Annotated in this window: 16 protein-coding genes and 4 pseudogenes; 15 read left to right on the forward strand and 5 right to left on the reverse strand. The window is 71.5% G+C overall.

Features of this window, described 5'->3' with window-relative positions; translation table 11 throughout:
* Positions 1-42: 42 nt before the first annotated feature.
* Positions 43-978: a LysR family transcriptional regulator gene (locus tag WMF22_RS40930; protein WP_437295353.1), complete on the reverse strand. Its 936-nt coding sequence runs from the start codon at positions 976-978 to the stop codon at positions 43-45.
* A gap of 221 nt (positions 979-1,199) precedes the next feature.
* On the opposite strand from WMF22_RS40930, the gene WMF22_RS40935 reads away from it, so the two are divergent.
* Together WMF22_RS40935 and WMF22_RS40940 are read left to right on the forward strand one after the other, a co-directional pair.
* Positions 1,200-1,439 (forward strand): hypothetical protein, encoded by a 240-nt coding sequence (locus WMF22_RS40935; protein ID WP_437295354.1) that lies wholly within the window; start codon positions 1,200-1,202, stop codon positions 1,437-1,439.
* Positions 1,436-1,567, forward strand: a pseudogene (locus WMF22_RS40940) (type II toxin-antitoxin system VapC family toxin); the annotation flags it as partial. The gene WMF22_RS40935 and the pseudogene WMF22_RS40940, both read left to right, overlap by 4 nt.
* Here WMF22_RS40940 and WMF22_RS40945 read toward each other — a convergent pair.
* Positions 1,540-1,760, reverse strand: a pseudogene (locus WMF22_RS40945) (hypothetical protein); the annotation flags it as partial. The pseudogenes WMF22_RS40940 and WMF22_RS40945 overlap by 28 nt on opposite strands.
* Before the next feature lie 58 nt (positions 1,761-1,818).
* On the opposite strand from WMF22_RS40945, the gene WMF22_RS40950 reads away from it, so the two are divergent.
* The 6 genes and pseudogenes from WMF22_RS40950 to WMF22_RS40975 form a co-directional block, all read left to right on the forward strand.
* On the forward strand, positions 1,819-2,703 hold the full coding sequence (locus tag WMF22_RS40950; RefSeq protein ID WP_438033258.1) for an ADP-ribosylglycohydrolase family protein: 885 nt from the start codon (positions 1,819-1,821) through the stop codon (positions 2,701-2,703).
* 288 nt (positions 2,704-2,991) lie between these two features.
* Positions 2,992-3,837, forward strand: a complete 846-nt coding sequence (locus WMF22_RS40955; protein ID WP_438033259.1) for an alpha/beta fold hydrolase — start codon at positions 2,992-2,994, stop codon at positions 3,835-3,837.
* Positions 3,838-3,992: 155 nt separating this feature from the next.
* Positions 3,993-4,091: pseudogene (locus tag WMF22_RS40960) on the forward strand (LysR family transcriptional regulator); the annotation flags it as partial.
* Between the two features lie 122 nt (positions 4,092-4,213).
* Positions 4,214-4,633 (forward strand): hypothetical protein, encoded by a 420-nt coding sequence (locus WMF22_RS40965; RefSeq protein ID WP_438037351.1) that lies wholly within the window; start codon positions 4,214-4,216, stop codon positions 4,631-4,633.
* A 47-nt stretch (positions 4,634-4,680) separates the two neighbouring features.
* The gene (locus WMF22_RS40970) at positions 4,681-5,292 is read left to right on the forward strand and encodes a GyrI-like domain-containing protein (protein WP_438033260.1); all 612 of its coding nucleotides are present in this window, start codon (positions 4,681-4,683) and stop codon (positions 5,290-5,292) included.
* Between the two features lie 44 nt (positions 5,293-5,336).
* A pseudogene (locus WMF22_RS40975) lies at positions 5,337-5,525 on the forward strand (VOC family protein); the annotation flags it as partial.
* Positions 5,526-5,540: 15 nt separating this feature from the next.
* Here the strand turns inward: WMF22_RS40975 and WMF22_RS40980 are convergent.
* On the reverse strand, positions 5,541-5,963 hold the full coding sequence (locus WMF22_RS40980) for a hypothetical protein (RefSeq protein WP_438033261.1): 423 nt from the start codon (positions 5,961-5,963) through the stop codon (positions 5,541-5,543).
* Positions 5,964-6,504: 541 nt separating this feature from the next.
* Between WMF22_RS40980 and WMF22_RS40985 the strand changes: the two genes are divergently transcribed.
* The 7 genes from WMF22_RS40985 (at position 6,505) to WMF22_RS41015 (ending at position 13,576) form a co-directional block, all read left to right on the forward strand.
* A complete protein-coding gene (locus tag WMF22_RS40985) occupies positions 6,505-7,146 on the forward strand; it encodes a prolyl oligopeptidase family serine peptidase (RefSeq protein WP_438033262.1) in 642 nt (213 codons plus the stop codon).
* Between the two features lie 204 nt (positions 7,147-7,350).
* Entirely contained in the window at positions 7,351-7,746 is a 396-nt protein-coding gene (locus WMF22_RS40990; protein WP_438033263.1) for a hypothetical protein, read from the forward strand.
* Positions 7,747-8,018: 272 nt separating this feature from the next.
* Positions 8,019-9,248 carry a flavin-dependent oxidoreductase gene (locus tag WMF22_RS40995; RefSeq protein ID WP_438033264.1) on the forward strand — a complete coding sequence of 410 codons (1,230 nt, stop codon included), beginning with the start codon at positions 8,019-8,021 and terminating at the stop codon, positions 9,246-9,248.
* Positions 9,249-9,424: 176 nt separating this feature from the next.
* A complete protein-coding gene (locus WMF22_RS41000; RefSeq protein ID WP_044966815.1) occupies positions 9,425-9,703 on the forward strand; it encodes a MoaD/ThiS family protein in 279 nt (92 codons plus the stop codon).
* A 1-nt stretch (position 9,704) separates the two neighbouring features.
* Positions 9,705-10,880, forward strand: a complete 1,176-nt coding sequence (locus tag WMF22_RS41005; RefSeq protein WP_438033265.1) for a WD40/YVTN/BNR-like repeat-containing protein — start codon at positions 9,705-9,707, stop codon at positions 10,878-10,880.
* A 63-nt stretch (positions 10,881-10,943) separates the two neighbouring features.
* Positions 10,944-12,854, forward strand: a complete 1,911-nt coding sequence (locus WMF22_RS41010; RefSeq protein ID WP_438033266.1) for an aldo/keto reductase — start codon at positions 10,944-10,946, stop codon at positions 12,852-12,854.
* 263 nt (positions 12,855-13,117) lie between these two features.
* A complete protein-coding gene (locus WMF22_RS41015) occupies positions 13,118-13,576 on the forward strand; it encodes a nuclear transport factor 2 family protein (protein WP_438033267.1) in 459 nt (152 codons plus the stop codon).
* Between the two features lie 8 nt (positions 13,577-13,584).
* Here the strand turns inward: WMF22_RS41015 and WMF22_RS41020 are convergent, their stop codons facing one another.
* Both WMF22_RS41020 and WMF22_RS41025 read right to left on the reverse strand, forming a co-directional pair.
* On the reverse strand, positions 13,585-14,760 hold the full coding sequence (locus WMF22_RS41020) for a serine hydrolase domain-containing protein (RefSeq protein WP_438033268.1): 1,176 nt from the start codon (positions 14,758-14,760) through the stop codon (positions 13,585-13,587).
* Positions 14,761-14,966: 206 nt separating this feature from the next.
* Positions 14,967-20,420, reverse strand: a complete 5,454-nt coding sequence (locus WMF22_RS41025; protein ID WP_438033269.1) for a hypothetical protein — start codon at positions 20,418-20,420, stop codon at positions 14,967-14,969.
* Between the last annotated feature and the right edge of the window lie 980 nt (positions 20,421-21,400).

Raw genomic sequence — 21,400 nt, forward strand, 5'->3', positions numbered from 1 at the left:
CCCTCTCGTAAAACGAGAGGCTGCCGTCGCCTCGGCGGGCCGCTAGGCGCCTGGTCTCGGTTGCCCCGCCGGCGCCCCGACGCCTTCGGCCGCGAGCCGGGCCTGCAGCCGGGGCGCCATCCAGTCCAGGAAGGCGCGGACCTTCAGCGGTAGGCGGCCCTGACCGGAGAAGACGAGGTGGATCGGAAGCGCAGGCACCTCGAAGGCCTCGAGGAGCGGCGTGAGGGCCCCGCTTCGCAGCTCCGATGCGATCTGGTAGTCCAGGGCTCTCGTGATCCCCAGGCCTGCCTTGGCCGCCACCACCGCCGCAGCGGGCGAATTGACCGCCACCCGCGCGCGCGGCTCCGCGATCACGTGGGAGGCGCCCTGAACGTACCGCCAGGGCGAGGACACGAACCCACGGTAGGTCACGCCGTCCCGTCCCGTCAGGTCCTCTGGCGCCCGAGGGGCGCCGAATGCCCGCAGGTAGCCCGGGCTCGCGCAGGTGATGGAGCGTGTCGACCCGACGCGTCTCGCCATCAACGAGCTGTCCTCCAGCTCTCCGATCCGGACCGCCACGTGCACATGCTCCTCCACGACGTTCACCATCACGTCCGTCAGGAAGAGGCGCAGATCGATCTTCGGATGCGCGGCAAGGAACTCGCTGGCGACGGGCAGTACGTGCAGCTCGCCGAACATCGTCGGCGCCGTGACGGTCAGCTCCCCCCGAGGCTCCTGATATTCGCCCGCGACGGCCTGCTCGGCTTCCTGCAGCTGCTCGAGGATGTGCCGCGCGGCGATCGCGTACTCCCGCGCCGCCTCGGTCAGCTCGACCCGGCGACTGGTGCGGATCAGAAGCTGCGTGCCGAGATGACGTTCGAGCTCCGCGACCTTGCGGCTGACGGTAGGCAGCGGCGCCTGCAGCCGCCGGCCCGCCGCGGACAGGCTGCCGGTGTCGACAACGGCCAGGAAAACGAGCATGGCGTCGAGCCGATCCATCGGCCTCTCCTATCACGGAAGGGCGACGGCGGGCCTCGCGTGTCCCGCGCGAGCCCGGCAAGCCCATGCGCCTCGCGGACCAGGCATTCCTGCCGCACGGCATGTTCGGCGCCGAAGGCGAGCTCGGCGCGCGCGCCCGGCCCGCCTCGGGCATCGCGCGTGACGCCGGGGAGCTCTGACGCTAGACGGAGTCCGCCGGTAACGGAGCAAGAGGAAGAAGCGTGCTAGCCGCCAAGATCCCCATCGTCATCCCCGCAGACCGTCGGGTAGAGCTGCAGGTGCCCGCAGACCTTCCAGAAGGTCCAGCGGAGGTGATCGTCCTCGTCACCGCCCCGCAGAAGGCTGCGCCACGCGACAAGCGGGCAGCGCTTGGCATGGATCGGGGTACGGTCCAGATTGCCGATGACTTCGATGCGCCGCTGCCGGAGGACCTACAGCGAGCGTTCGATGGCGAGACATGAGGTTGCTGCTCGACACACACTGCTGGATCTGGCTCGTCGCCGACCCTGAGAGGATCAGGCGCGACGTCGTGGAGATGCTCGTCGCAGACGGTACTGACGTCTACATCTCGGCAGCGACAGCGTGGGAAATCGTCATCAAGCACGCGCTCGGAAAGCTCCCCCTTCCCATCCCGCCTATGCCGCCCTTGCCCGGCGGCCCCAGCGTGAAGGTGACACCCTCGACCGTGAGCCGGTCCTCGTCGAGGTAGGCGATGCGCGATGCGCGAGGCCGATCGAGTCGCCACCGCGCCCCGAGCCCCCATAACCGCCCTGGCTTGATTGCCAAGACGTTGGCCGGAGGACGAGCGGCGCGGCTGGAGTTCGCGTAGGATCGAGATCAATGACGACCGTCGAGATGCGAACGCGCGCACGCAGCTGCCTCCTCGCTGGTGCGCTCGGCGACGCATGGGGCGGTCCGTACGAGGGCCTTGCCGGGCCGGTACAGCCCGTCTTTCCAGAGGCTCCGCGGCTCTCCGATGACACCTGGCTGACCCTCGCCACGTGCGAAGCCATCGTGCTGAGCCGAGGACGCGTACAGCCGGAGCGGATCGCCGAGCGCTTTCGTCACTGGTTCGAGGCTGGCCGCATCTCCGGCGTGGGCTCTGCGACGCTCAAGGCGCTTCGCGATCTCGCCGCTGGTGCCCACTGGGCTCTTGCTGGAGCTCGCGGTGAGTTCGCCTCAGGCTCGGGTGCTGCCATGCGCGCAGCGCCGTTGTCGTTCTTCCTGGACCCGAGCGTCGAGGCGGACCGTCGAACGATTCGTGATGTCTCACGGATCACACACCACAGCGACGAAGCTTACGCCGGTGCGCTCGCCGTCGTCGTCGCACTACGACATTGCGCCTCCAATGACGCTGTTCCGCAGGATCTCCTCTCCGTGGTCGCGGCCGATCTGCCGGACACAGCGGTTCGCGATCATCTGCTTGATCTCGCCGACTTTCGAGGCTCACCGAGCGAAGCCGCTGTCCGGTTCGGGTGCTCCGGCCATGTGGTTGAGGCCGTACCGATGGCCCTGTTCGTCGCAGCGGCGACCACGGACGATCCCACCGGCGCGGTCATCGCGACCGCAGTCTCGCTGGGCGGCGACGCCGATACCATTGCGGCCATCGGGGCCCAGATCGCCGCCGTCGGGGGACGGCCGCTCCCGGATGATCTCGTCGCGAGGCTCCCCGAGCTTCCGCAGATCACTCCGATCCTCAACCGGTTCGTATCCCTGCTGAAATGACGACCGGGGCCGGGCTCGGCGAACAAGCGGCTGGAGCCGACGAAGCCTGCGGCCTGGATGACCGAAGCCTCGCGACAGGTCGGACGGGCGTGGCACGATGGGACGTCGGCCTCGGCGGGCTCCGCGGCTCACCCGCGAGCCTTCAGGCAGCGCAGGGCAGGCGAAATAGACCGCTTGAAGGGGGGAGACAGTGGCCGACGCGCGAAGGGCGTGTCACCTTCTGCCGGGGGGCCCGTCAGACGATTGAAGGCATCGAAGGAACCAGGTGCGATGAGTAAACCGGAGCTGGTGAGGTTCGAGATCGAAGGTGCCGAAATCGCGGTCCGCCTGGCGGGCGATCGGGAGAAGCCGGCGATTCTCCTGATCCACGGCTTTCCAAGCTCCTCGGAATCGTTCCGGAACGTGATCGACCCCCTCGCGCGGGACGGCTTCGTGATCACCCCGGACCTTCCGGGGTTCGGCGGCTCCGAGCCGGTCGAGCGCCCCTCATTCTCGCGTTTCGCGGACATGATCGACGGACTGCTCGCGCGGCTCGGAGCCGGGTCCTTCCACCTCTACCTCCACGATTATGGAACGGCGGTAGGACTTCACCTCGCCACGCGCGCGCCCCGCAGGATACGCAGCCTCATCGTCCAGAATGCCAACGCACATGAGAGCGGGATGGGGCCGCAATGGTCGGCGACCAGGGCCTACTGGGACGATCCCACGCCGGAGCGGGAAGCCGAGGCGACCGCCCACCTGACCTTCGAGGGGACGCGCGACCAATATCTGGGCGGCGTGCCCCGGGACATCGCCGAGCGCATCGATCCCAGGCTGTGGGAGGAGGACTGGCGGATCATGTCGCTCCCCGGCCGGCTCGAGGCGCAGCGTGCGCTGGTGCTCGACTATCGCAGCCATGTCGCGCGATTCGGGGAGATCGCCGATTATCTCGGCCGCTGGCAACCCCCGGCGCTGATGCTGTGGGGGCGGCACGATATCTTCTTCGATCTCGAGGAGACCCTCTCCTGGATGAAGGCGCTCCCGCGCATGGAGGCGCACATCCTCGACGGCCCTCATTTCCTGCTGGAGACCCATCCGGCCGAATGCGCCGCGTTGATGAGCGCCTTCGTCAGGCGCGTGGAGGGGCTGCGTTAGGGCGCGCGCGCCGTGAGCTCGTACAGGGGAGCCTCCTCGCGTTGGTCCTCGCCGAGAGCGGTCGCGGGAATCGTGCGACGCGCTGCGATCGACCACTCGTCGACGCCATGTCCACGTCGCTGTCCGAGATGTCCCTCCCGCAGCCGCGGTGCTTCATGGCGGTCGTGGACGCGGGGTCGTTCGCCGAGACCGGCCGGCGTATCGGCATGTCCATGTCCAGCGTCTCCAAGACGATCGCCCGCTTCGAGGCGACGTACGGTGTCAAGGGAGGGCATGGCTGTGTTGCCCTCGCGGCCACATGGCGCTTGGCACGGACGAGCTTGCGCTCGCCGCCGGAGCGCCGGTACCTTCGGCGAGCGGAGGCGGTAGGGGCGCGATGCGATCGGTCGTTGTTTTCCTGCGGGACACGATGGAGTCTGCGGTCACGGCGTACCTCGACGCCGCCTACCCGGAGCAGCGGGACCCGTGGGTCGTGTTCGTGGCCGGTGACGCCTGCCTGTACATCAACCTGTACCGGCACGGCCCTCTTGAGCACGAGCCGGAGGACTGGGCCGACATCGTCCAGAGGTTCGGGGGCGAGCCGGCGGCCTGCGTGATCGCCGACGTGTCCGGGCGGCACCCCGGCGATGAGCAGGTGGCCGGGTTCGTGGCCGGGCTGCTGTCCCGGTTCAGCGGGGCCGCGATGGACGACTACACGCCGCACCTGTGGTCGCTGGACGAGCTACGGAGCGGGCACCGGGTTCGGGGGCACCCGTTCTTTGACTACAACGGCTGGTTCACGGAGAAGAGGCGCTGACGCGCCCCGGCTGGAGCGCAACAGGTTGGCTATCATCAGGTGCATTCGTGTCGAAGGTTGATCTCAAGAGGGAGCTCAAACATCTCTACCAGGCATCCGCGAAGGAGGTGGTTCGGGTTGACGTGCCGACATTTCGGTTCCTCATGATCGACGGCGAGGGCGACCCCAACACATCACAGGCGTATGCCGAGGCAGTGGAAGCGCTGTTCTCCGTCGCCTACACGACGAAGTTCATGATAAAGAAGGCGTCGCGAGGAATCGACTACGCGGTCATGCCTCTCGAAGGCCTCTGGTGGTCGGAGGACATGTCCGCCTTCACCTCCAACGACAGGTCGAGGTGGAAATGGACGATGATGATCATGCAGCCTCACTTCGTGGAGGAAGCGGTGATCCAGACGGCCATGGCGGAAGTGAGGCGAAAGAAGGCGCTCCCCGCGCTGGACGCGCTCAGGCTGGAGGACTTCACCGAAGGGTCTTGCGCTCAGATACTTCACATTGGCCCCTTCACCGAAGAAGGGCCGACCATTCAGCGAGTCCATGACTTTATCGTTGCGCGCTCGGCGCTCGCAGGAAAGCACCATGAGGTGTATCTGAGCGACATACGTCGCGCCGATCCGGCGAAGTGGAAGACCATCATCCGCCAACCTATGATGCGATAGCCGACAGATCGTTCGAGCCGGCGCCGCTTCGCGGCACGGCTCTTGCGCCCAGCACGGCGACGTTCATGGTCAACTACCGGGTCGAGGATCTCCACGCCCTCGTCAAGGTCTTGCGCGAAGAAGGCTGCAACGTTCTCGAGAAGATTGACGATTCCGAGTACGGGAAGTTTGCCTGGGTCATCGATCCAGAAGGAAACAAGGTAGAGCTCTGGCAGCCGCCTGCCGGCCAATGACCACGGCAACCGGCCTCAGCGGCCCTCTCGCGCCGCAGCCCTCGCCGCGCCGAGCCCCATTCCGACGAGGGCCGCGAGGATCCGGCCCAGCGCTGCCCCGAGGCCAGGCGAAGGCTCGTCGCACAGCGTCGGTGCGACCGAGAGCCGCAGCCGGTCCCGGAGGATCTCCTGAGCGCGGCGAATGGATTGCGGATCCCGGCGGTCGAACCAGATGGCTTCGCCCGACGACTCGCAGGCCTCGGGGCCTTCGTCCTCCACCGGCCCGAGGTACAGGGTCACGGTGTGTCGTCCCAGTGTGGCTGGCGGGTCGATCTGCATGTTCCTCGGAACCAGCGTGCGCCGCGCTCGTGACAGCTCGGTGGCGCAGGCGAAGACTCTCCGTTGCAGCGCGGCGCTCACCCCGCGGGCCGTGGCGTGGACGCGGCCCCGTCGACGCATGGATAAGTTGCTGAACCAGCGTCACTTTTCCGGGAGGAACGCGGATCGCGCAAGGTCCTCCATGTCCACCAGCGCGTGCAGCGTGGCTGTACGGTGGGATGGCCACGACGAGGAGATCGACCTCGCGGGTTGTGCGTGTGCTGCCGAGGCGCCGGCCAGGCCGAGCAGCAACGCTGCGGCGGCACCCTGGGCGAGGCCGAGCGTCTGAAGACGAGCCCGTCACCCTCGCCATGGACCGCGACGAGCGCATGAGCCTGTCGGCGCTCCTGTCGGGGAGATGCGCAGTTCCCTGAGCGCCATCCCGTCCACGGTACACGGCGCCTGGTCTCGTGAGATCCTTGCCGCTCCGAGGAGGTCTTGACATCCGCCCCCCCGGCTCGCCTCTCTGTACCATGCGACATCCCCACGCCCGCCGCTTCGAGGCGGACGACCTGCTGTCGTTCAAGCTCGTCACCGAGATGGTCCTCTCGCCCGACGGCCGCTGGGTCGTTTATGTCCTCGAGGAGATCGACGCCGAGGCGGACACCTACGTCTCCAACCTGTGGCTGATCCCCGCGAGCGGAGGCGCTCCGCGGCAGATCACGTTCGGCTCGGACACGAACAGGCGCGGCAGATCACGCGCGGCGACGCGAACGAGCGCGACCCTGCGTGGTCGCCCGACGGGCGCCTCATCGCGCTCAGCCGGACCCGGGAGGGCCCCATCGCGTTCCTGTGGAGCACCATGCGCCTCTGCGGCCTGCTCGGGAGCGCGCGCTGGGGCGGCTCGGACGCGCGGCTGCTCATCGACGTCAACGAGGCGTGGGGCGAGGATCGCGCGTGGCCCGACGTCGCGCTGCGGGAGTTCCCCGGCGCGTCGGGGATGAAGAACGTCGGCCTCCTGATGCTGCCGCCGGGAGGCGGAGGGGGACCCGTACCGCTGCTCGTCCATGTGCACGGGGGCCCGCACGCGTCCGTCGAGTTCGGCTTCACGTACCGGCCGTACTGGTATGTGCTGGTGTCCCGCGGGTGGGCCGTCCTGTCCTTGAACCCTGTCGGCTCGGCCGGACAAGGAAAGGAGTTCGCCGATCGCCTGCGGGGGCGCTGGGGCGAGCGCGACCTGCCGGAGCACCTCGCCGCCATCGACGAGCTGGTCGCCGAGGGCACGATTGACGGCGATCGCGTCGCCATCGCGGGCAAGTCGTAGGGCGGCTTCATGGCGGCGCGGGCGATCGGCAAGACGAAGCGCTTCCGCGCCGCCGTCTCGGGCGCGCCGGCGGCGAACCTCGAGTCCCATTTCGGGACGTCCGACACCGGCTACGACGTCGATCCCCACGACATGCGAGCAGAGCCGTTAAGCGGACGCGGGCGGCCCCTGGACGCGGTATGGCCACCTGGATACGCTCGTCGAATGAACGACTTGTTCGACAGGGACTCGAACGATCTGTTCCCGCCCGCCGACCGGGCGAAGCTCGAGGCGCTCACGGAGGATCCGGACGCGAGGGTCGGCTACGAGCTGACCAAGGGGATGCTGACCTGGTCGGATGAAAAGCCGCGCGACATCGAGCTGTCCACGTTCACGAAGATCATGATGCTCCAGTCCTATCGATCCATGATGTACCGGCCGGAAGAGTTCCGAGATAGCCAGGACGAGTTCATTCGTGAATGGTTCGCGGCGTGCCGCGCGACATGGGAGAGGGCGAGGGCCAGCGGCCTCCGGTGGATCGGCTTCGCGCCGTCGCGCACCGATCCCGCGAACCTCGCGCTGCTCCTCGAGCTCGAGAAGATCGAGTTCTCGGACATGTAGCCTGCGGGTGATCCCGCGGGCCTCCTGCTCGACCTTCAGGACCTGATCGGGAGGAGACGACCAGCTGCTCGGATCGGGCATGGTGCTGCACGCCAGGTACGTGCTGTCCTCGAGCGGCGGCGAGGTCACCGTGGTAAGGAACCGTGGACCGCTCGGCGCGCTCGTTTCAATGCGCGGCGGCCGCGATGATGACCCTCCGCGGCCGCCGTGCCGGCGATCGGCGGCGGCTTCAACGAGGGGCGGCGTCGAGCCGCATGTCTACAGGAGGACGTATGCAGGTGATCGTCGCGGGCGGTGGGATCGGCGGCCTGGCCGCGGCTCTGGCGCTGCACGGCTCGGGTCATGAGGTGACGGTGTTCGAGGCGGCGCCCACCATCCTGCCGCTCGGGGTCGGCATCAACCTCCTGCCCCACGCCGCCGAGGTGCTGGGCGAGCTGGGTCTCTTCGAGGCCCTGTCGGCCCAGAGCGTGGCGACCCGCGAGCTCATCTATTTCAACCGCTTCGGCCAGCGCATCTGGGGCGAGCCCCGCGGCCGCTTCGCGGGTCATGCCACGCCGCAGCTCTCCCTCCACCGCGGCGCCCTCCAAGGCGTGCTGTTCGACGCCGCCGTCGAGCGGCTGGGCCCCGACCGGGTGCTCTGCGATCGGCGCCTCGCGGGCCACGAGCAGGGCGGGGGCCGCGTCGAGGCGCTCTTCCTCGATCGCGCGGGCGCGGCGTGGAAGGTCTCCGCCGACCTCCTGATCTGCGCCGACGGCATCCACTCGGCGGGGCGCGCCAGCCTCTATCCGGACGAGGGGCCGCCGATCTACGGCGGTCACATCCTCTGGCGGGGGACCACCCTTGCGGCGCCCTTCCTCACCGGCGCCAGCATGATCATCGCCGGGCATCAGGACCAGAAGTTCGTCGTCTATCCGATCTCCCCACCGGGGCCGGACGGCCGCCAGACGATCAACTGGGCCGCCGATCTCGCGTTCGCCAGGAGCCTGCGACGAGAGGACTGGAACCGGCGGGGCGACCCCGCCGACTTCCTGCCCAGGTTCGAGGACTGGCGCTTCGGCTGGCTGGATGTGCCCGGCCTCGTCCGGAGCGCCGAGGCGATCTACGAGTTCCCGCTGGTCGACCGCGATCCCCTGCCGCGCTGGAGCCATGGGCGCATGACGCTGCTGGGCGACGCCGCCCATCCCATGTATCCGAACGGCTCCAACGGGGCGAGCCAGGCCATCCTGGACGCCCGCGCCCTGGTCCGCGCGCTCGCCGCTCATGCCGATCCGGTGGAGGCGCTGGCCGCCTACGAGGCCGAGCGCCTGCCCGCCACCGCCGCCATCGTCGCGGCGAATCGCCGCAACGGTCCGGAGCAGTGCTTGCAGATCGCCTATGAGCGCGCGCCCCACGGCTTCGACCGCATCGAGGACGTCTTCGCCCCCGGCGAGCTGGAGGCCATGGCCGCCCGCTACAGGGTGCTGACCGGCCTGAAGCGCGCCTCGGAGCCCCCCGTGCGCTGACGAGAGCGCTCTCGACGCAACGCGGTTGCGGAGGTGGTAGCGGAAGCGGAAGCGGGCACGAGCGCGGGAAGGCCTGGGCCCTGAGAACATCGGGGCTCTGCGTGTGGCTGCGCCTTGCCTGCCGGCCTTGAAAACCAATTGACGCGCGGCGAGATCGGGAGTACGGCAAGCACGCCATGCCGTCTGTCCACCTGACGCGCCATCTCTACACCTTCTTTCCGCACCTCGAAGGTCAACACCTCATCGTCGAGGCGTCGACAGCAGGTGAGGTCGTAGCGGCCCTGGAGAAGCTCGCGCCCGGCATCGGCTTCTACATCTGCGACGAGCGCGGCCGCTTGCGGACGCACGTCAACATCTTCGTCGGCAAGCAGATGATCCGCGACCGCAAGGGGCTCACGGACGCGGTCGCTGCCGACGACGAGGTCCATATTCTGCAGGCGTTGAGCGGAGGGTGAAATGGCAAGCCGTATCCTGGTAGGCACGCGAAAAGGCACGTTTGTCGTCGAGAAGAAGAACGGCTCGTGGAAGCCGCGCCTCGCGGGCCACGCCGGCGGCGGCGTCAACTATGTCGCGCGCGATCCCTACACGGGCAAGCTCTGGGCGCTCCTCGGCTTCGGCCATTGGGGGGCCAAGCTGTCCGTCTCGACGGACGAAGGCGAGACCTGGAACGACAACCCCGCCCAGATCAAATATCCCGAGGGCGCTCGCTACATCGGCCAGGACATGTACGAAGACGCCAGCAGCGACTTCGGCGTCGGCATCAAGATCGTCACGCGCCCGGCCACGGTGCAGAAGCTCTGGATCATCGGCTTCGGCCCGGGCGGCGCGGTCTACGTGGGCACCATTCCGGGTGGCCTGTTCGTCAGCCGCGACGGCGGCGGCTCCTTCGAGCTCAACCGGCCGCTCTGGAACCACGAGTCACGCGGTGGCGACCTGTTCACAGGCGAGGGCAAAGGCGAGACGAAATGGTTTGGCACGCCGGCCTCCGAGGGGGGCGAGTTCGCCCCGGGCATTCACTCCATCGTTGTGGACCCGCGTGACCCGAAGCGAATGCTCGTCGCCGTGTCCACGGCGGGCGTCATCGAAACAGCGGACGGCGGAGAGACCTGGCAACCGCGCAACAACGGCATGCGGCTCGATCACACGCCCGAACCAGACGCCGAGTGGGGCCACGATACGCATTACATCGAGCAATGCGAGGGCGATCCCGACCATGTCTGGCAGCAGAACCACGTCGGGATCTACTACAGCTGCGACGGCGCAAAGAGCTGGCGCAAGGTGAGCCGTCCAGAGCAAGGCGTGCATTTCGGCTTCCCCATCACGGCGGACGCGAGGGACGGACGCACGGCGTGGGTCGTCCCCGGCAAGTCGGACATGCAGCGAATCACCGTCGACGGCGCGCTCTTCGTGGCTCGCACGAAGGACGGCGGTGAGACCTGGGAGCAGCTCCGCTGGGGTTTGCCTCAGGAGCAAGCCTACGACGTCATCTACCGCCACGCGCTCGCCAACAAGGACGGCACTGTCGCATTCGGCACCACCACGGGCAATCTCTACGTGAGCGATGACGGCGGAGAGGGCTGGGCGACCGTCGCCAACAACCTGCCGCCGATCTATTCAGTACGCATGGCGTGACAGATCACAACATCGGCGCCAGCGCTTGCATCGATCCGCGGACCTGGCTACGTCATCGTCTCCGTGACTCCCGCCCCCTCGCCCTACGGTGTCCTAGGCCCCCTCGACGTCCCCCTCGGCCTCGGCCTGCTCCGGCTGGCCACGGAGGGGCGCCCCTCGGAAGAGGACGCGACAGCCGTCATCCACGTCGCCCTCGATCGAGGCATACGCCTCCTCGACACCGCCGATTCTTACTGCCTCACCGACCGTGAGGCCCACCATGGCGAGCGCCTCGTCCGCAAGGCGCTCGACGCGTGGTCCGGCCCGCGCGACGACGTGCGCGTCATCACCAAGGCGGGCCTCACCCGACCCAAAGGGCGATGGGTCCCGAACGGCAGCCGCGACCACCTGCGCCGCACGGTCGAGGGCAGCCTGAAGGCGCTCGGCGTCTCGCGGATTTTCATGCTCCTCCTCCACGTGACCGACCCCAAGACCCCCCTCGAAGAGAGCCTCGCCGCGCTCGCCGAGCTCCAGAAAGAGGGCCTCATCGAGCACCTCGGCCTCAGCAACACCTCCATCGCAGAGGTCCGCCAGGCCGAGCGGCACTTTCCGGTGCGGGCCATCCAGGAGGAGCTGAGCGTCCTCGATCGCGGCAGCGCAGCCCGAGGCCTCTTCGAGCTCGCCAGGCAAATGGGCATTCCGTTCCTCGCCCACCGGCCGCTCGGCGGTCACGCCAAGGTCGATGGCCTCCTCAAGAACCGCGCGATCAAGCCCATCGCCGCGCGGCACAGCATCACGCCCCAGGAGGCGGCCCTCGCGGCCCTGCTCGATCTCGGCCCCCCGGTCCTTCCCCTGTTCGGGGCGACCAGGCGGGAGAGCGTCGAGTCCTGCTTGCGCGCGCTCCGGGTCCCCTTTGGCGCGCGCGATCGAGCCGACCTCTCGAAGACCAGCTTCGCGCCCACGGCCGATGTGCTGGCCTCGGTCGCGCCGCCCGTGATCCCCGCCGGCCTGCGCAAGCTCGAGCCCGGAGAGGGCCCCGGCGATGCGCCCGAGGTGGTCGTGGTCATGGGAATCCAAGGGGCAGGCAAATCGTCGGAGGTCGCCCGCTACACGGCCAGAGGGTACGCGCGCCTGAACCGCGATGAGCTCGGCGGCACGCTCGACGGCGTGGTCAAGAAGCTCGGAGAGCTGCTCTCCTCGGGGCAGACGCGGGTGGTCCTCGACAATACGTACGGCACGCGCGCGTCGCGCTACGCGGTGCTCCGGATGGCGCACGCGCACGGCGTGCCGGTCCGGTGCCGGTACCTGGCCACGCCCATCAACGAGGCCTACGCGAACGTCGTCCTCCGCCTCCTCGAGCGCTACGGCAAGCTGCTCGGGCCGGAGGACATGAAAGCGCTCGGCAAAGAGGATCCCAACCTGCCGCCGCCGCAGGCGCTCTCGCGGTGGGCTGCGAATTTCGAGGCGCCGCACGTGGATGAGGGCTTCTCGGTGGTCGAGGAGATCCCGTTTGCCCGGCGCGTCGATCCGCTCTTCACGGGCAAGGGCCTGCTCCTCGACGTCGACGGCACGCTGCGCAGGACCAAGAGCGGCGAAATCTACCCGCGCGACCCCGACGACGTCGAGCTCCTGCCCGGTCGGCGCGCGGTCCTGGAGCGCTGGGTCGAAGGCGGATACACGCTCTTCTTCGTGTCGAACCAGAGCGGCATCTCGAAAGGATCGGTGACCGAAGAGGCTGTCCTGGCCGCGTTCTCGCGGACGATCGAGCTCCTCGGCCTGCCCGTGGCCGAGGTCGTGTACTGCCCGCACCCGGCGTTTCCGGTCGGCTGCTTCTGCCGCAAGCCCCTGCCGGGGCTCGGGATATCGCTGATCCAGCGCCACAAGCTCGCGCGCGAGCACCTGGTCATGGTCGGCGATATGGAGAGCGACCGGGAGTTCGCGCGAGCGCTCGGGGCGAAGTACATGACGGCCGAGGAGCTCTTCCCAGGCGAGTGAGCGCCCGCGATGGCGTCCTGCCGCGGGCGCCCCGTTGGGCCACACCGGAGCCGTCGGAGAGGGCTGGGCGACCGTCGCCAATAACCTGCCGCCGATCTAGTCAGTGCGCATGGCGTGATAGGTTGATTGGAGGCCACGGGGCGCAAGCGAGCAGCGCCCCGGCCCGCGCCCGCACCGCCCGATCGAGGCGACGCGACCGGCGCCGCCGCCGCTCCCACCCGTGAGCGGCCGCCGGGAATATCTATTGATAACAGCTCCCGGCGATGGCAATGTCGACGGTATCCATGAAACCAGCGTTCATTCCCCTGGCGCTCGCCGGAGCGTTGTCTGCCTGTCAGCCCCATCGACCTGGACCCGACAGTCCCGAAAAGCTGAAGGCAGTCATCGTGTCGTATTTCGACTGCGTCACCCGGAGGGACTTCGCACGAATGAAGACCTTGACGACGCCCGACTTTACCATCTACGAGAACGGAAAGATCATCGACAACGACGGTCTGATCGCGATCATCAATGGATCCCCGATAGCCAAAGCCGATTTTTCATTGGACGACGTCAAGATCGACGTCGACAGCAGCTCGGGGAGCATGATCTACATCAACCACGGCAAATTCACGCAGAACGACGCGAGCACCATCACACGCGACTTTCTGGAGAGCGCGATCTTCAAGAAGGTCGGGAATGAATGGAAGCTGCACTTCGTGCATTCAACGGTGAAGAAATAGACCCGAGCTCAATCGGCGCACATGAGCCGATCGATGATCTCGAAGGTGTCGACGATCGTGGCGTAGCTGGCCTCGACGTCGTTGGTCGACGTCGACAGCGACATCACGACGACGCGCGAGCCGTCGTCGCTCGCGGCGTTCCGGGTCGAGTACCCGAGCGTGTCGCCGGGGTGGCTCCAGTATCCTCCGCCGCAGCTCGTCGGGATCCACGCGATCCCGAGGCCATAACCGATGCCAGGCGCGATCGGGTCGAGGGCCGGCGCCGGGACCGTGTCGTGGAGCTCCGCCATCTGCTCCGGCTCGAGCAGCGAGCCTTCGCTCAGCGCCCGCCAGAATTTCGCGAGGTCCGCGGTGGTCGTGACGAGGGAGCCGGCGGCGTCGGCGAAGCTCTGGTTCGCGATCGTGACGTCGACGAGCGGCCCGCCGACCTCGTACTGCTGGTAGGCCACGGCGTGCGGGGCAGGCAGATCCGTCTCGTCGCCGGGCTCGAACGTGCGGGTTAGGCTGAGCGGATCGAGGATGCGCGCCTCGACCTCCTCGCTCCAGTGATTTCCGGTGACACGCTCGATGATCATGCCGGCGAGCACGTAGTTCGTGTTGGAGTAGGCCCACTGCGTCTCCGGATCGAAATTCGGCTTGTGTTCCATGGCGAGCGCCACGAGCTCTTCCGGCTCCATGTGGTCGAGCCGATGCTGCATGTACTCGTCGGCGGAGCGCAGCGCTTCCAGGCCCGGCTCGCCCTGACCGGTGTAGTTGTAGAGGCCGCTCGTGTGCTGGAGCAGCTGGCGGATCGTGATCAGCGAGCCGTCGTTGCCGTTGCCCGACACGACGCCGGGGAGCCACTGCTCGACCGTGTCGTCCAGCGACAGCGCTCCTTCTGCGGCGAGCTGCAGCGCCACGACGGCGACGAACGTCTTGGTGTTGCTGCCCATCCGGAAGTAGCTGTCGAAGTCGATCGGCGCCTCGCCACCGAGCTGCGCCGCGCCGCTGCGGGCGAGGATCCGCCGGTCGCCGTCGAGCACCTCCGCGTGCACGGCGACGATCCCGCCAGCGCGGATCTTGTCCACCCCTTCCTGGAGCAGCTCGTCATAGGTGGTGTCGCTCTCCTCGGGAGAGCTGCTCGGGCAACCCAGGAGGAGCGACGCCATGCAGAAGAGCGGAATCGAGAGCTTGCTGAGTGTCATGCTCGTGCGTTCCCGCTCGACTTGTTTTCATTCAATGGTTCCTGCGATCTCGTCGATGTCGCACGATCGCGCAGGTCTGCGGCCCGCTTCCTGCCGCTGCAGGCGCCTGCGGCGGCCCGCACGACGAGCCGGTCAATCCGCGGGGGACGCGGCGCACGCGTCCTGCGGCGAGAGGGCGCGCGCCCGCGCCGGCAGGGCAGCCGACTTCACGGCTCTTCCCACGAGGGCTCGACCGCAGGCCGCTCGCGCTCGAGGCGCCCGCTCCCCTCCTCCTGGCGGTCGCGGAACGGCGTCGACGCCGGCGGGAAGTCGCGGAGGCCGCGGCGGGCTGTGTAGTCGTAGCGGAGGAAGACCAGCCCCGAGGCGCGCGGCGAGGTCTCGGCCAGGCTCGGGACGTCGAACAGGAACGTCCCTTCCACGCCGAGCGAGGCGCGGTGCCCGCGCGCGAGCCAGCTCCAGAACGTGAGCCCCGCGGTGAACGCGTCGCGCAGGAAGGGCTCGTCGCGCGTCTCGTTCACCGGCCTGTAGCTCGCGAGCCAGCCGAGCTGGATCCACGGCCACAGCCCCCGGCCGGGGAGCAGGTCGAGGTCGAGCGTCGCGTCGATGCGGTCGAGCTCCGACGGCACCGGGCTCAGGCGCAGCGACGTGCCCGCCGTGAGGAGCGCATCGACGAACGGCCGGTACCGCAGGCGCGCCCCGAGCGAGGCCTGCGTGTCGTGCGTGGCGCCGTACGGCGTGTAGACGTCCTTGTCGGCGCCGATGAAGCCCCGCAGCGACTCGTCCACCATGAGCCACGTGAAGCCCGCCCACGGCGAGAGCGTGAGCTCGCCGAGCGGGATGGACCAGAACGCGGTCGCGCTCGCCCTGGCGCCCATGGCGTCGCTGGCGTCCGGCTGGAACACGACGCGGCCGCTCAGCGAGCCGCCGGGAACCCAGCCGCTCGAGCTCAGGTCGAAGCGCGCCTCCGCGCCGAAGCTCTCCGGCCCGTCGCGCAGCCGGCCGAACCCCGCGGCCGCGATCCAGGCGCGCCGCTCGATCAGCTCGCGGTGCACGTCGAGGCCGAGCTCGAGGGAGCGGACCGGAAGACGGTGGTCCTCCTCGGCGAGCTCGCTGTCGGTGAGGCGCGCGTAGCCGCCGACGGAGAGCGGCCCCGGGTCCGGGTCCTCTCCCACCGGGGGCGCCGGGCGAAGCAGCTCGTCCGCGGGCGCGGGCGGCGCGGGCAGCGGCGGCGGCGCGGGCGGCGGCACACGGGGGCGGGGCACGCCGTTCGCGACGGCGAGCTCGACGCGGAGCAGCGCCCGGCCGCCGGGCGAGGCGACGCGCAGCACATGCGGGCCCTCGGGGAGGACGGCGACGCGGGACTCGACCTCGCCGCCGAGCCAGAAGAACGGCTCGCGCGTGACGCCCAGGCGGCGCGCGGCGCGGTCCTCGGAGGCGTCGAGCGCGAGGGTCCCCTCCTCCACCGCGCCGCCGCCGGCCTCGCCGCCGGCAACGTCGAGCGGCGCCACCGAGAAGCGCAGCTGGCCGGAGGGCGCGGCCGCGGCGACCTCGGGACGGCAAGCCGGATCCCCGCCGTCCGCGGGCGCGGCGCGCGCGCGGGGCGACGCGCACTCGTAGGCGGCGCGGGCGCGGATGCGCACGACGGTCGGGCCGACGAACGCGAGCTCCAGGGGGCGCGCCGGGTCGATGTCGTTCCAGGTCGACAGGGCGCGGCCCGAGAAGGGCTGCGCCGCGCCGGCCGCGGTCGCGCGGATCCAGCCGAGGACGCTGCGGTCCGCCGGAGGCCGCGCCTCGATGCGGTGGCTGCCCCGCGGCACCTGCACGACGCAGCGGTCAGCCATCGGCGCGGACGCCGCGGAGCACGCGACCGGCTCGCCGTCGAGCGCGATCGAGAACGCGCAAGGGGTCTCCTCGCGGTCGAGCGCCCGGCAGACGCCGTCGAGCTCGATCGCGCCCGGCGCGGCGCGGTCGAGCCGGAACTCGGCGCGCGCGCCGTCGGTGATGAGGAGCGACGCCTCGGGCGCATCGACGAGCGCGCGCCGCACCCGCACGCGGAGCGGCAGATCGCGATCGGCCCTGGCCCGGATCTCGAGCGTGGCCGTGCCGGCCGTGGCGTCGGCGCGCGGCGGCACGGCCCAGCCGGTCACCGGGGCCAGCCGCGCGAGGGCGGCCGGCGGGAGCTGGACAGGCGGCGGCGCGGCGCCGGCGGGAGGCGCCACGGCCGGGCCCTGCGCGGCGCTCCCCGAGGCCGCGGGCGCGGGGCCTTGCTGGCCGGCGGAGGCCTCGCGGGCGGCCTCCTGGACGGCGAGCTCGGCGAGCACGAGGGCGCGCAGCGTGAGCCGTCGATCGGGCGCCGGGGCGGCGGAAGCGACGTCGGTGGCCAGGTTCGCGGCCCGGGCGAGCGCCGCGGAGGAGCGGTGGGCGAGCCCGATCCGGGTGAAGGCGTCGGCGGCGAGCTGCACCTCGCCGGAGCGCTCGGCGAGGAGGCCGAGCAGCAGCGCGTCCGCGCCCGAGCTGTCGCCCGCGGGGCCCGCGAGCAGCGCGACGCCGCGCCGCGGATCGACGCTGGCGCGCGCGCCGCGCGCGGCCGCGAGGGGCGCGCGGTCGTCGGGCAGCGGGAGCGGCGGCACGCGCGCCGCCAGGCCGAGCGGGACCGCCACCGGGCTGCCCGGCGGCAGGGTGAGGACGGTGCTCGGCGGCGCGCCCGCGGTCGGCGCGCCGGGCAGATGCGCCGCGTCCCAGGGATCCTCCTCGGCGGGGCGGTCGAGCGCGGCGAGCGCCGGGAAGCCGAGGGCGTCGAGCGCCGCGGCGCGCTGCGCGTGGAGCGCGGCGCGGGCGGGTGAGGGCGCGGCGCGGGCTGGTGAGGGCGCGGCGCGAAGGGCGCGCGTGGCGCCCCGGATCTGCTCGAGCGTGCCGTCGACGGGCGCGCCGTCCGGCGGGCGCACCGGCGTGACGGCGCGCGGGGCGCCGGGCGCGGCGGGGTGCAGGCGCACCGAGGCGCGGAGCAGCGTCGGCGCATCGGTCTCGACGCGCAGCTCGTGCGCGCCGGCGGCGACCGGGACCTCGATCGAGCCCGTGACGCCGGCGCGCACCCAGGCCTCGTGGACGGCGGCGCCAGCGCGCACGCGGAGCACGCGCGCGGGGCCGTCGGCCGGGGGCGGCGCGCCTCGCGCTCCGGACGCCAGCGCCGCTGCTCCGGGCGCCGGCGCAGCGGCGCCTTGCGCTCCAGGCGACGGCGCAGCGGCGCCCGGAGCTCCAGGCGACGGCGCAGCGGCGCCCGGAGCTCCGGACGCCAGCGCCGCCTCGCCCGCCACGGCGGGCGGCGCGATGACGACGCGGGCCAGCGTGGCGCGCTCCGGGTCGGGGAGCGCGAAGGTCGCGGAGCCGTCGACCCAGGCCCACTGCACGATCTCGCGCAGCGACGCGCACGGCGCGCGCCCGCTGCGCGGGATGCGCGCGAGCACCGGCGGAGCGCCCGGCGGCCGCTGGAACGTGCGCGCCCCGGGCGCCACGGCGACGACCGACGTGAGCCCGGCGCCGCCGTGCACCGCGGCCGGCGCGCCGTCGATGAGCACCGGCGACTCGGGGACCACCTGGCTCGAGGCGCTCCGCAGGAGCACCCGCGCGTGGGCCCCCGGCGGCGCCTCGACGTCGATCTGCGCGCGCGCGGCGTCGAGGAGCGTCCAGCGGAGCCCGGACTCCGCGTCCACCTCGCAGAAGCCGTCCGCGGCGGCGCGCCCCGGTGTGGCGCCTCCCGCCGGCGGCAGCGCGTCGCGAGGCTGCGCGATCGCGCTCCACGCGGCCACGCCGTCGGGGATGTCGAGCGCGTCCCACGGGGCCTCGCGCGCCCAGGCGGTGCGCGCGAGCGGCGCCGCGCTCTCGACGTCGCCATGGCCGAGCGCGTAACGCTCCGCGAGCGGCGCCCCCGCTGGCCGGCGGCCATCGCGCGGCGGCGAGATCGCCGCGCCCAGCGCGGACACGGCCGCGACGTCGTCCGGGTGCGCGCGCCCTCCGGCGGGCTCGCGCGGCGCCGCGGCCCCGGGCCCAGCTGCCCCGGGCCCGGCTGCCCCGGGCCGAGCGGGCCCGGACCAGGGCGCGTCCGCGGCGCCCGGCTCCGCGTGCGCCGCGGCGAGCCGCGCGAGGACGGCGCGCTGGAGCGACGTGGCGCCCGCCGCCGCGCGGCCCTGCGCCGCCGCATCACCTCGCGCCGCGACCAGCGCCTGCGCCGCCGTGTAGGCTTGCGCCGCGCGCGCGAACGCCGCGCCGGAGGAGGGCGCCCACCGCACCGACTCGGCGAGGAGGAGCGCCCGGAGCGGCGGCGGCACGGCCGGCCGCGCGGCGAGGTCGAGCGCGGCCTTCGCGGCGTCCGGCGCGGCGGCCCGGTCTGCGGCGGCGAGGAGCCGCGGCGCCTCGGCGTGGACCGGCGCGCGCTCGCCGTCGCCGGCCTGATCGCGCCGCGCCGCACGATCGAGCAGGGCGGCGCGGTCGCGCTGCGGCGTGAGGAGCTCGGCGACGCTGGCGCGCAGCTGGTAGCCTCTGGCGGCGACGGCGAGCTCCCCCTCGACGACGTCGATGGTCGCCGCGCGCGCATCGACCGGCAGGGGCACCCGGATCCACCGCGGCTCACGCCAGCGCGCGGCGTCCGCGAGGCGCGACCCGGTGCGCACGACGAGCTCCCGGACGACGGCGCCGCCGGCGCGCACCACGACGCGCGTGGTCCCGTAGGTGCGCGCCCGGAGGGCGATGCGCAGCACGTCCGCGCCGGGCGCGCGGAGCTCGAGCCGCGCCCCGGCGCCGAGCGAGCGCCACGGCGTGGCGCGCTCGACGGCCGGGAGATCGGGGCTTTCGCGGCCTCCGTGCAGCTCGACGCCGCGCGCCGCGAAGTACGGCTCGACGAGCGGCCGGACGAGCAGCGACTCCTCGAGATAGCGCGCGGTGAGCCATGCGGCGGCGGCCGGGTCGAGGCGCGCGCCCGCCGGGTCGAGGCGCGCGCCCGCCGTGGCCGGGGCGGAGAGCGCTGCGCGCGCGGCGTCGACCCAGCGGAGCAGCGCGCCCGCCTCGCCCGGCGCGGTGGCCGGCGCGGGCGCGCGGCCGCCGAGCCATGCGGCGACGTCCTCGTCGAGGCGGTACCAGGCCAGCGGCGCGCGCTCCCGCGCGGCGACCCGCACGGCGACCGGCGTGCCCCCGGCGCCGCGCGCGGCGGCCGCGCGCACGACGACGAAGCGCGCGCTCGACCACGTCGGCACCGCGGCGTCGCGCGCGCCGGCGCTGACGGGTGGCAGCGGCATCCACGTGATCACGTCTGGCGTGCTCCCGACGCCGGAGCCGAGGCCGATCCCTGCGACGTCGCCCCGCACTTCCAGCCGGTCGCCTGGCTCCACGGGCACGAGGAGCAGCTGCCCCCCGGTGAGCGCGACGGGCGCGGCAGGGTCGACCGCGACGGGCGCGGCGCGCGCCTCGTCCGGAGCGGGGGCGCCCTGCTGCGGGCCGTTGCTCCACGGCGCGACGCGGACGCTCTCGGGCGCCACCCAGACGAGCGGCTCGGCGGCGGCGGCTTCGCGTGCCCCCGGGACGCCGTGGGCGACGCCGAAGGCGAGCACGAGCGCCGCGGCGAGCAGCGCGCGGCGGGCGGCGGCCCCGGGGAAGGCGTCGAGATCCACGGCGATTACCCTTGCACCATGCCCACTTACGCCCCGCGCCGTGACCTACCGGGCTACCCGATTTCCGGGCTCGGGTGCAAGCGCGCGATCGGCGAGGGGCGCCGCGGCCCTCGCCGGCGCGGTGTGCGCCGTGGCTGCCGCTGGCGGGCGGCGCTTTTGGGTCGCATGCCGTGGGTTGCGGACGTGCTGGAGGGCTGGTCACGGTGTCGCCCTTCCGGCGTGCTCCTGAACGACCGGGCCTTCTCGTTCGTCGCGACTCAGCGTGCGGGGACGGTTCGACCGCCCCACGCGCACCGGAACCGAGCGCTGGTGACCGGTTCGACCGCCCCACGCGCACTGGAACCGAGCGCTGGTGACCGGTTCGACCGCCCCACGCGCACCGGAACCGAGCGCTGGTGACCGGTTCGACCGCCCCACGCGCACCGGAACCGAGCGCTGGTGACCGGTTCGACCGCCCCACGCGCACTGGAAACCGTCTGGAGGAACCGGTTTGACCGCGCCTGGGCACCCGCGGCTGTCTCGCTGAACCGGCCCGAGGTGTCACCAAGTGCCGCCTACGGCTCGCGTACGCCTTGTCGGAGCATCAGCCGCTGCCCGCGCCTGTTGCCGCGCGGTAGGCCTGCCTGCCAGGCCGTCGAGCAACCTCGGTGCACTCAGCTCTTCGGCCTCGTAGCCTGGCAAGGTCGACCTCTAGAGGGACAAACAGGTTGAAAGCTATCTAAATTCAATGGGTTGCGGGGCTCGACCGTTCTGCCGGGAAGCGAGCGCCAAGGGCCAGGAATACGGGAGAGAAACAAACCGCAAGGGACTCTAGCGTGTTCGGTGCCCTAGAGCTCTTCGTGCAGGCGCGGCGGGAGTGGACCGCGGTGCAGGCGGTGATGGCGCCCGTGGCGCCGCCCGAAGAGCCTCCGAGCGAGGGCAGGGCGGTCCAGCGGTGGCCTGGCGAGCTCGTGGGCGACGCCGCGCGGATTGCTCGGCAA

Source organism: Sorangium sp. So ce204 (assembly GCF_051526795.1).
Classification (GTDB): domain Bacteria; phylum Myxococcota_A; class Polyangia; order Polyangiales; family Polyangiaceae; genus Sorangium; species Sorangium cellulosum_B.

What these genes read in the sequence shown, in the direction of transcription:
- WMF22_RS40930 (WP_437295353.1), bottom strand. Translation starts at nt 978, where the DNA reads ATGGATCGGCTCGACGCCATGCTCGTTTTCCTGGCCGTTGTCGACACC.
- WMF22_RS40950 (WP_438033258.1), top strand. Translation starts at nt 1,819, where the DNA reads ATGACGACCGTCGAGATGCGAACGCGCGCACGCAGCTGCCTCCTCGCT.
- WMF22_RS40965 (WP_438037351.1), top strand. Translation starts at nt 4,214, where the DNA reads ATGCGATCGGTCGTTGTTTTCCTGCGGGACACGATGGAGTCTGCGGTC.
- WMF22_RS40980 (WP_438033261.1), bottom strand. Translation starts at nt 5,963, where the DNA reads ATGCGTCGACGGGGCCGCGTCCACGCCACGGCCCGCGGGGTGAGCGCC.
- WMF22_RS40990 (WP_438033263.1), top strand. Translation starts at nt 7,351, where the DNA reads ATGAACGACTTGTTCGACAGGGACTCGAACGATCTGTTCCCGCCCGCC.
- WMF22_RS40995 (WP_438033264.1), top strand. Translation starts at nt 8,019, where the DNA reads ATGCAGGTGATCGTCGCGGGCGGTGGGATCGGCGGCCTGGCCGCGGCT.
- WMF22_RS41000 (WP_044966815.1), top strand. Translation starts at nt 9,425, where the DNA reads ATGCCGTCTGTCCACCTGACGCGCCATCTCTACACCTTCTTTCCGCAC.
- WMF22_RS41005 (WP_438033265.1), top strand. Translation starts at nt 9,705, where the DNA reads ATGGCAAGCCGTATCCTGGTAGGCACGCGAAAAGGCACGTTTGTCGTC.
- WMF22_RS41015 (WP_438033267.1), top strand. Translation starts at nt 13,118, where the DNA reads ATGGCAATGTCGACGGTATCCATGAAACCAGCGTTCATTCCCCTGGCG.
- WMF22_RS41020 (WP_438033268.1), bottom strand. Translation starts at nt 14,760, where the DNA reads ATGACACTCAGCAAGCTCTCGATTCCGCTCTTCTGCATGGCGTCGCTC.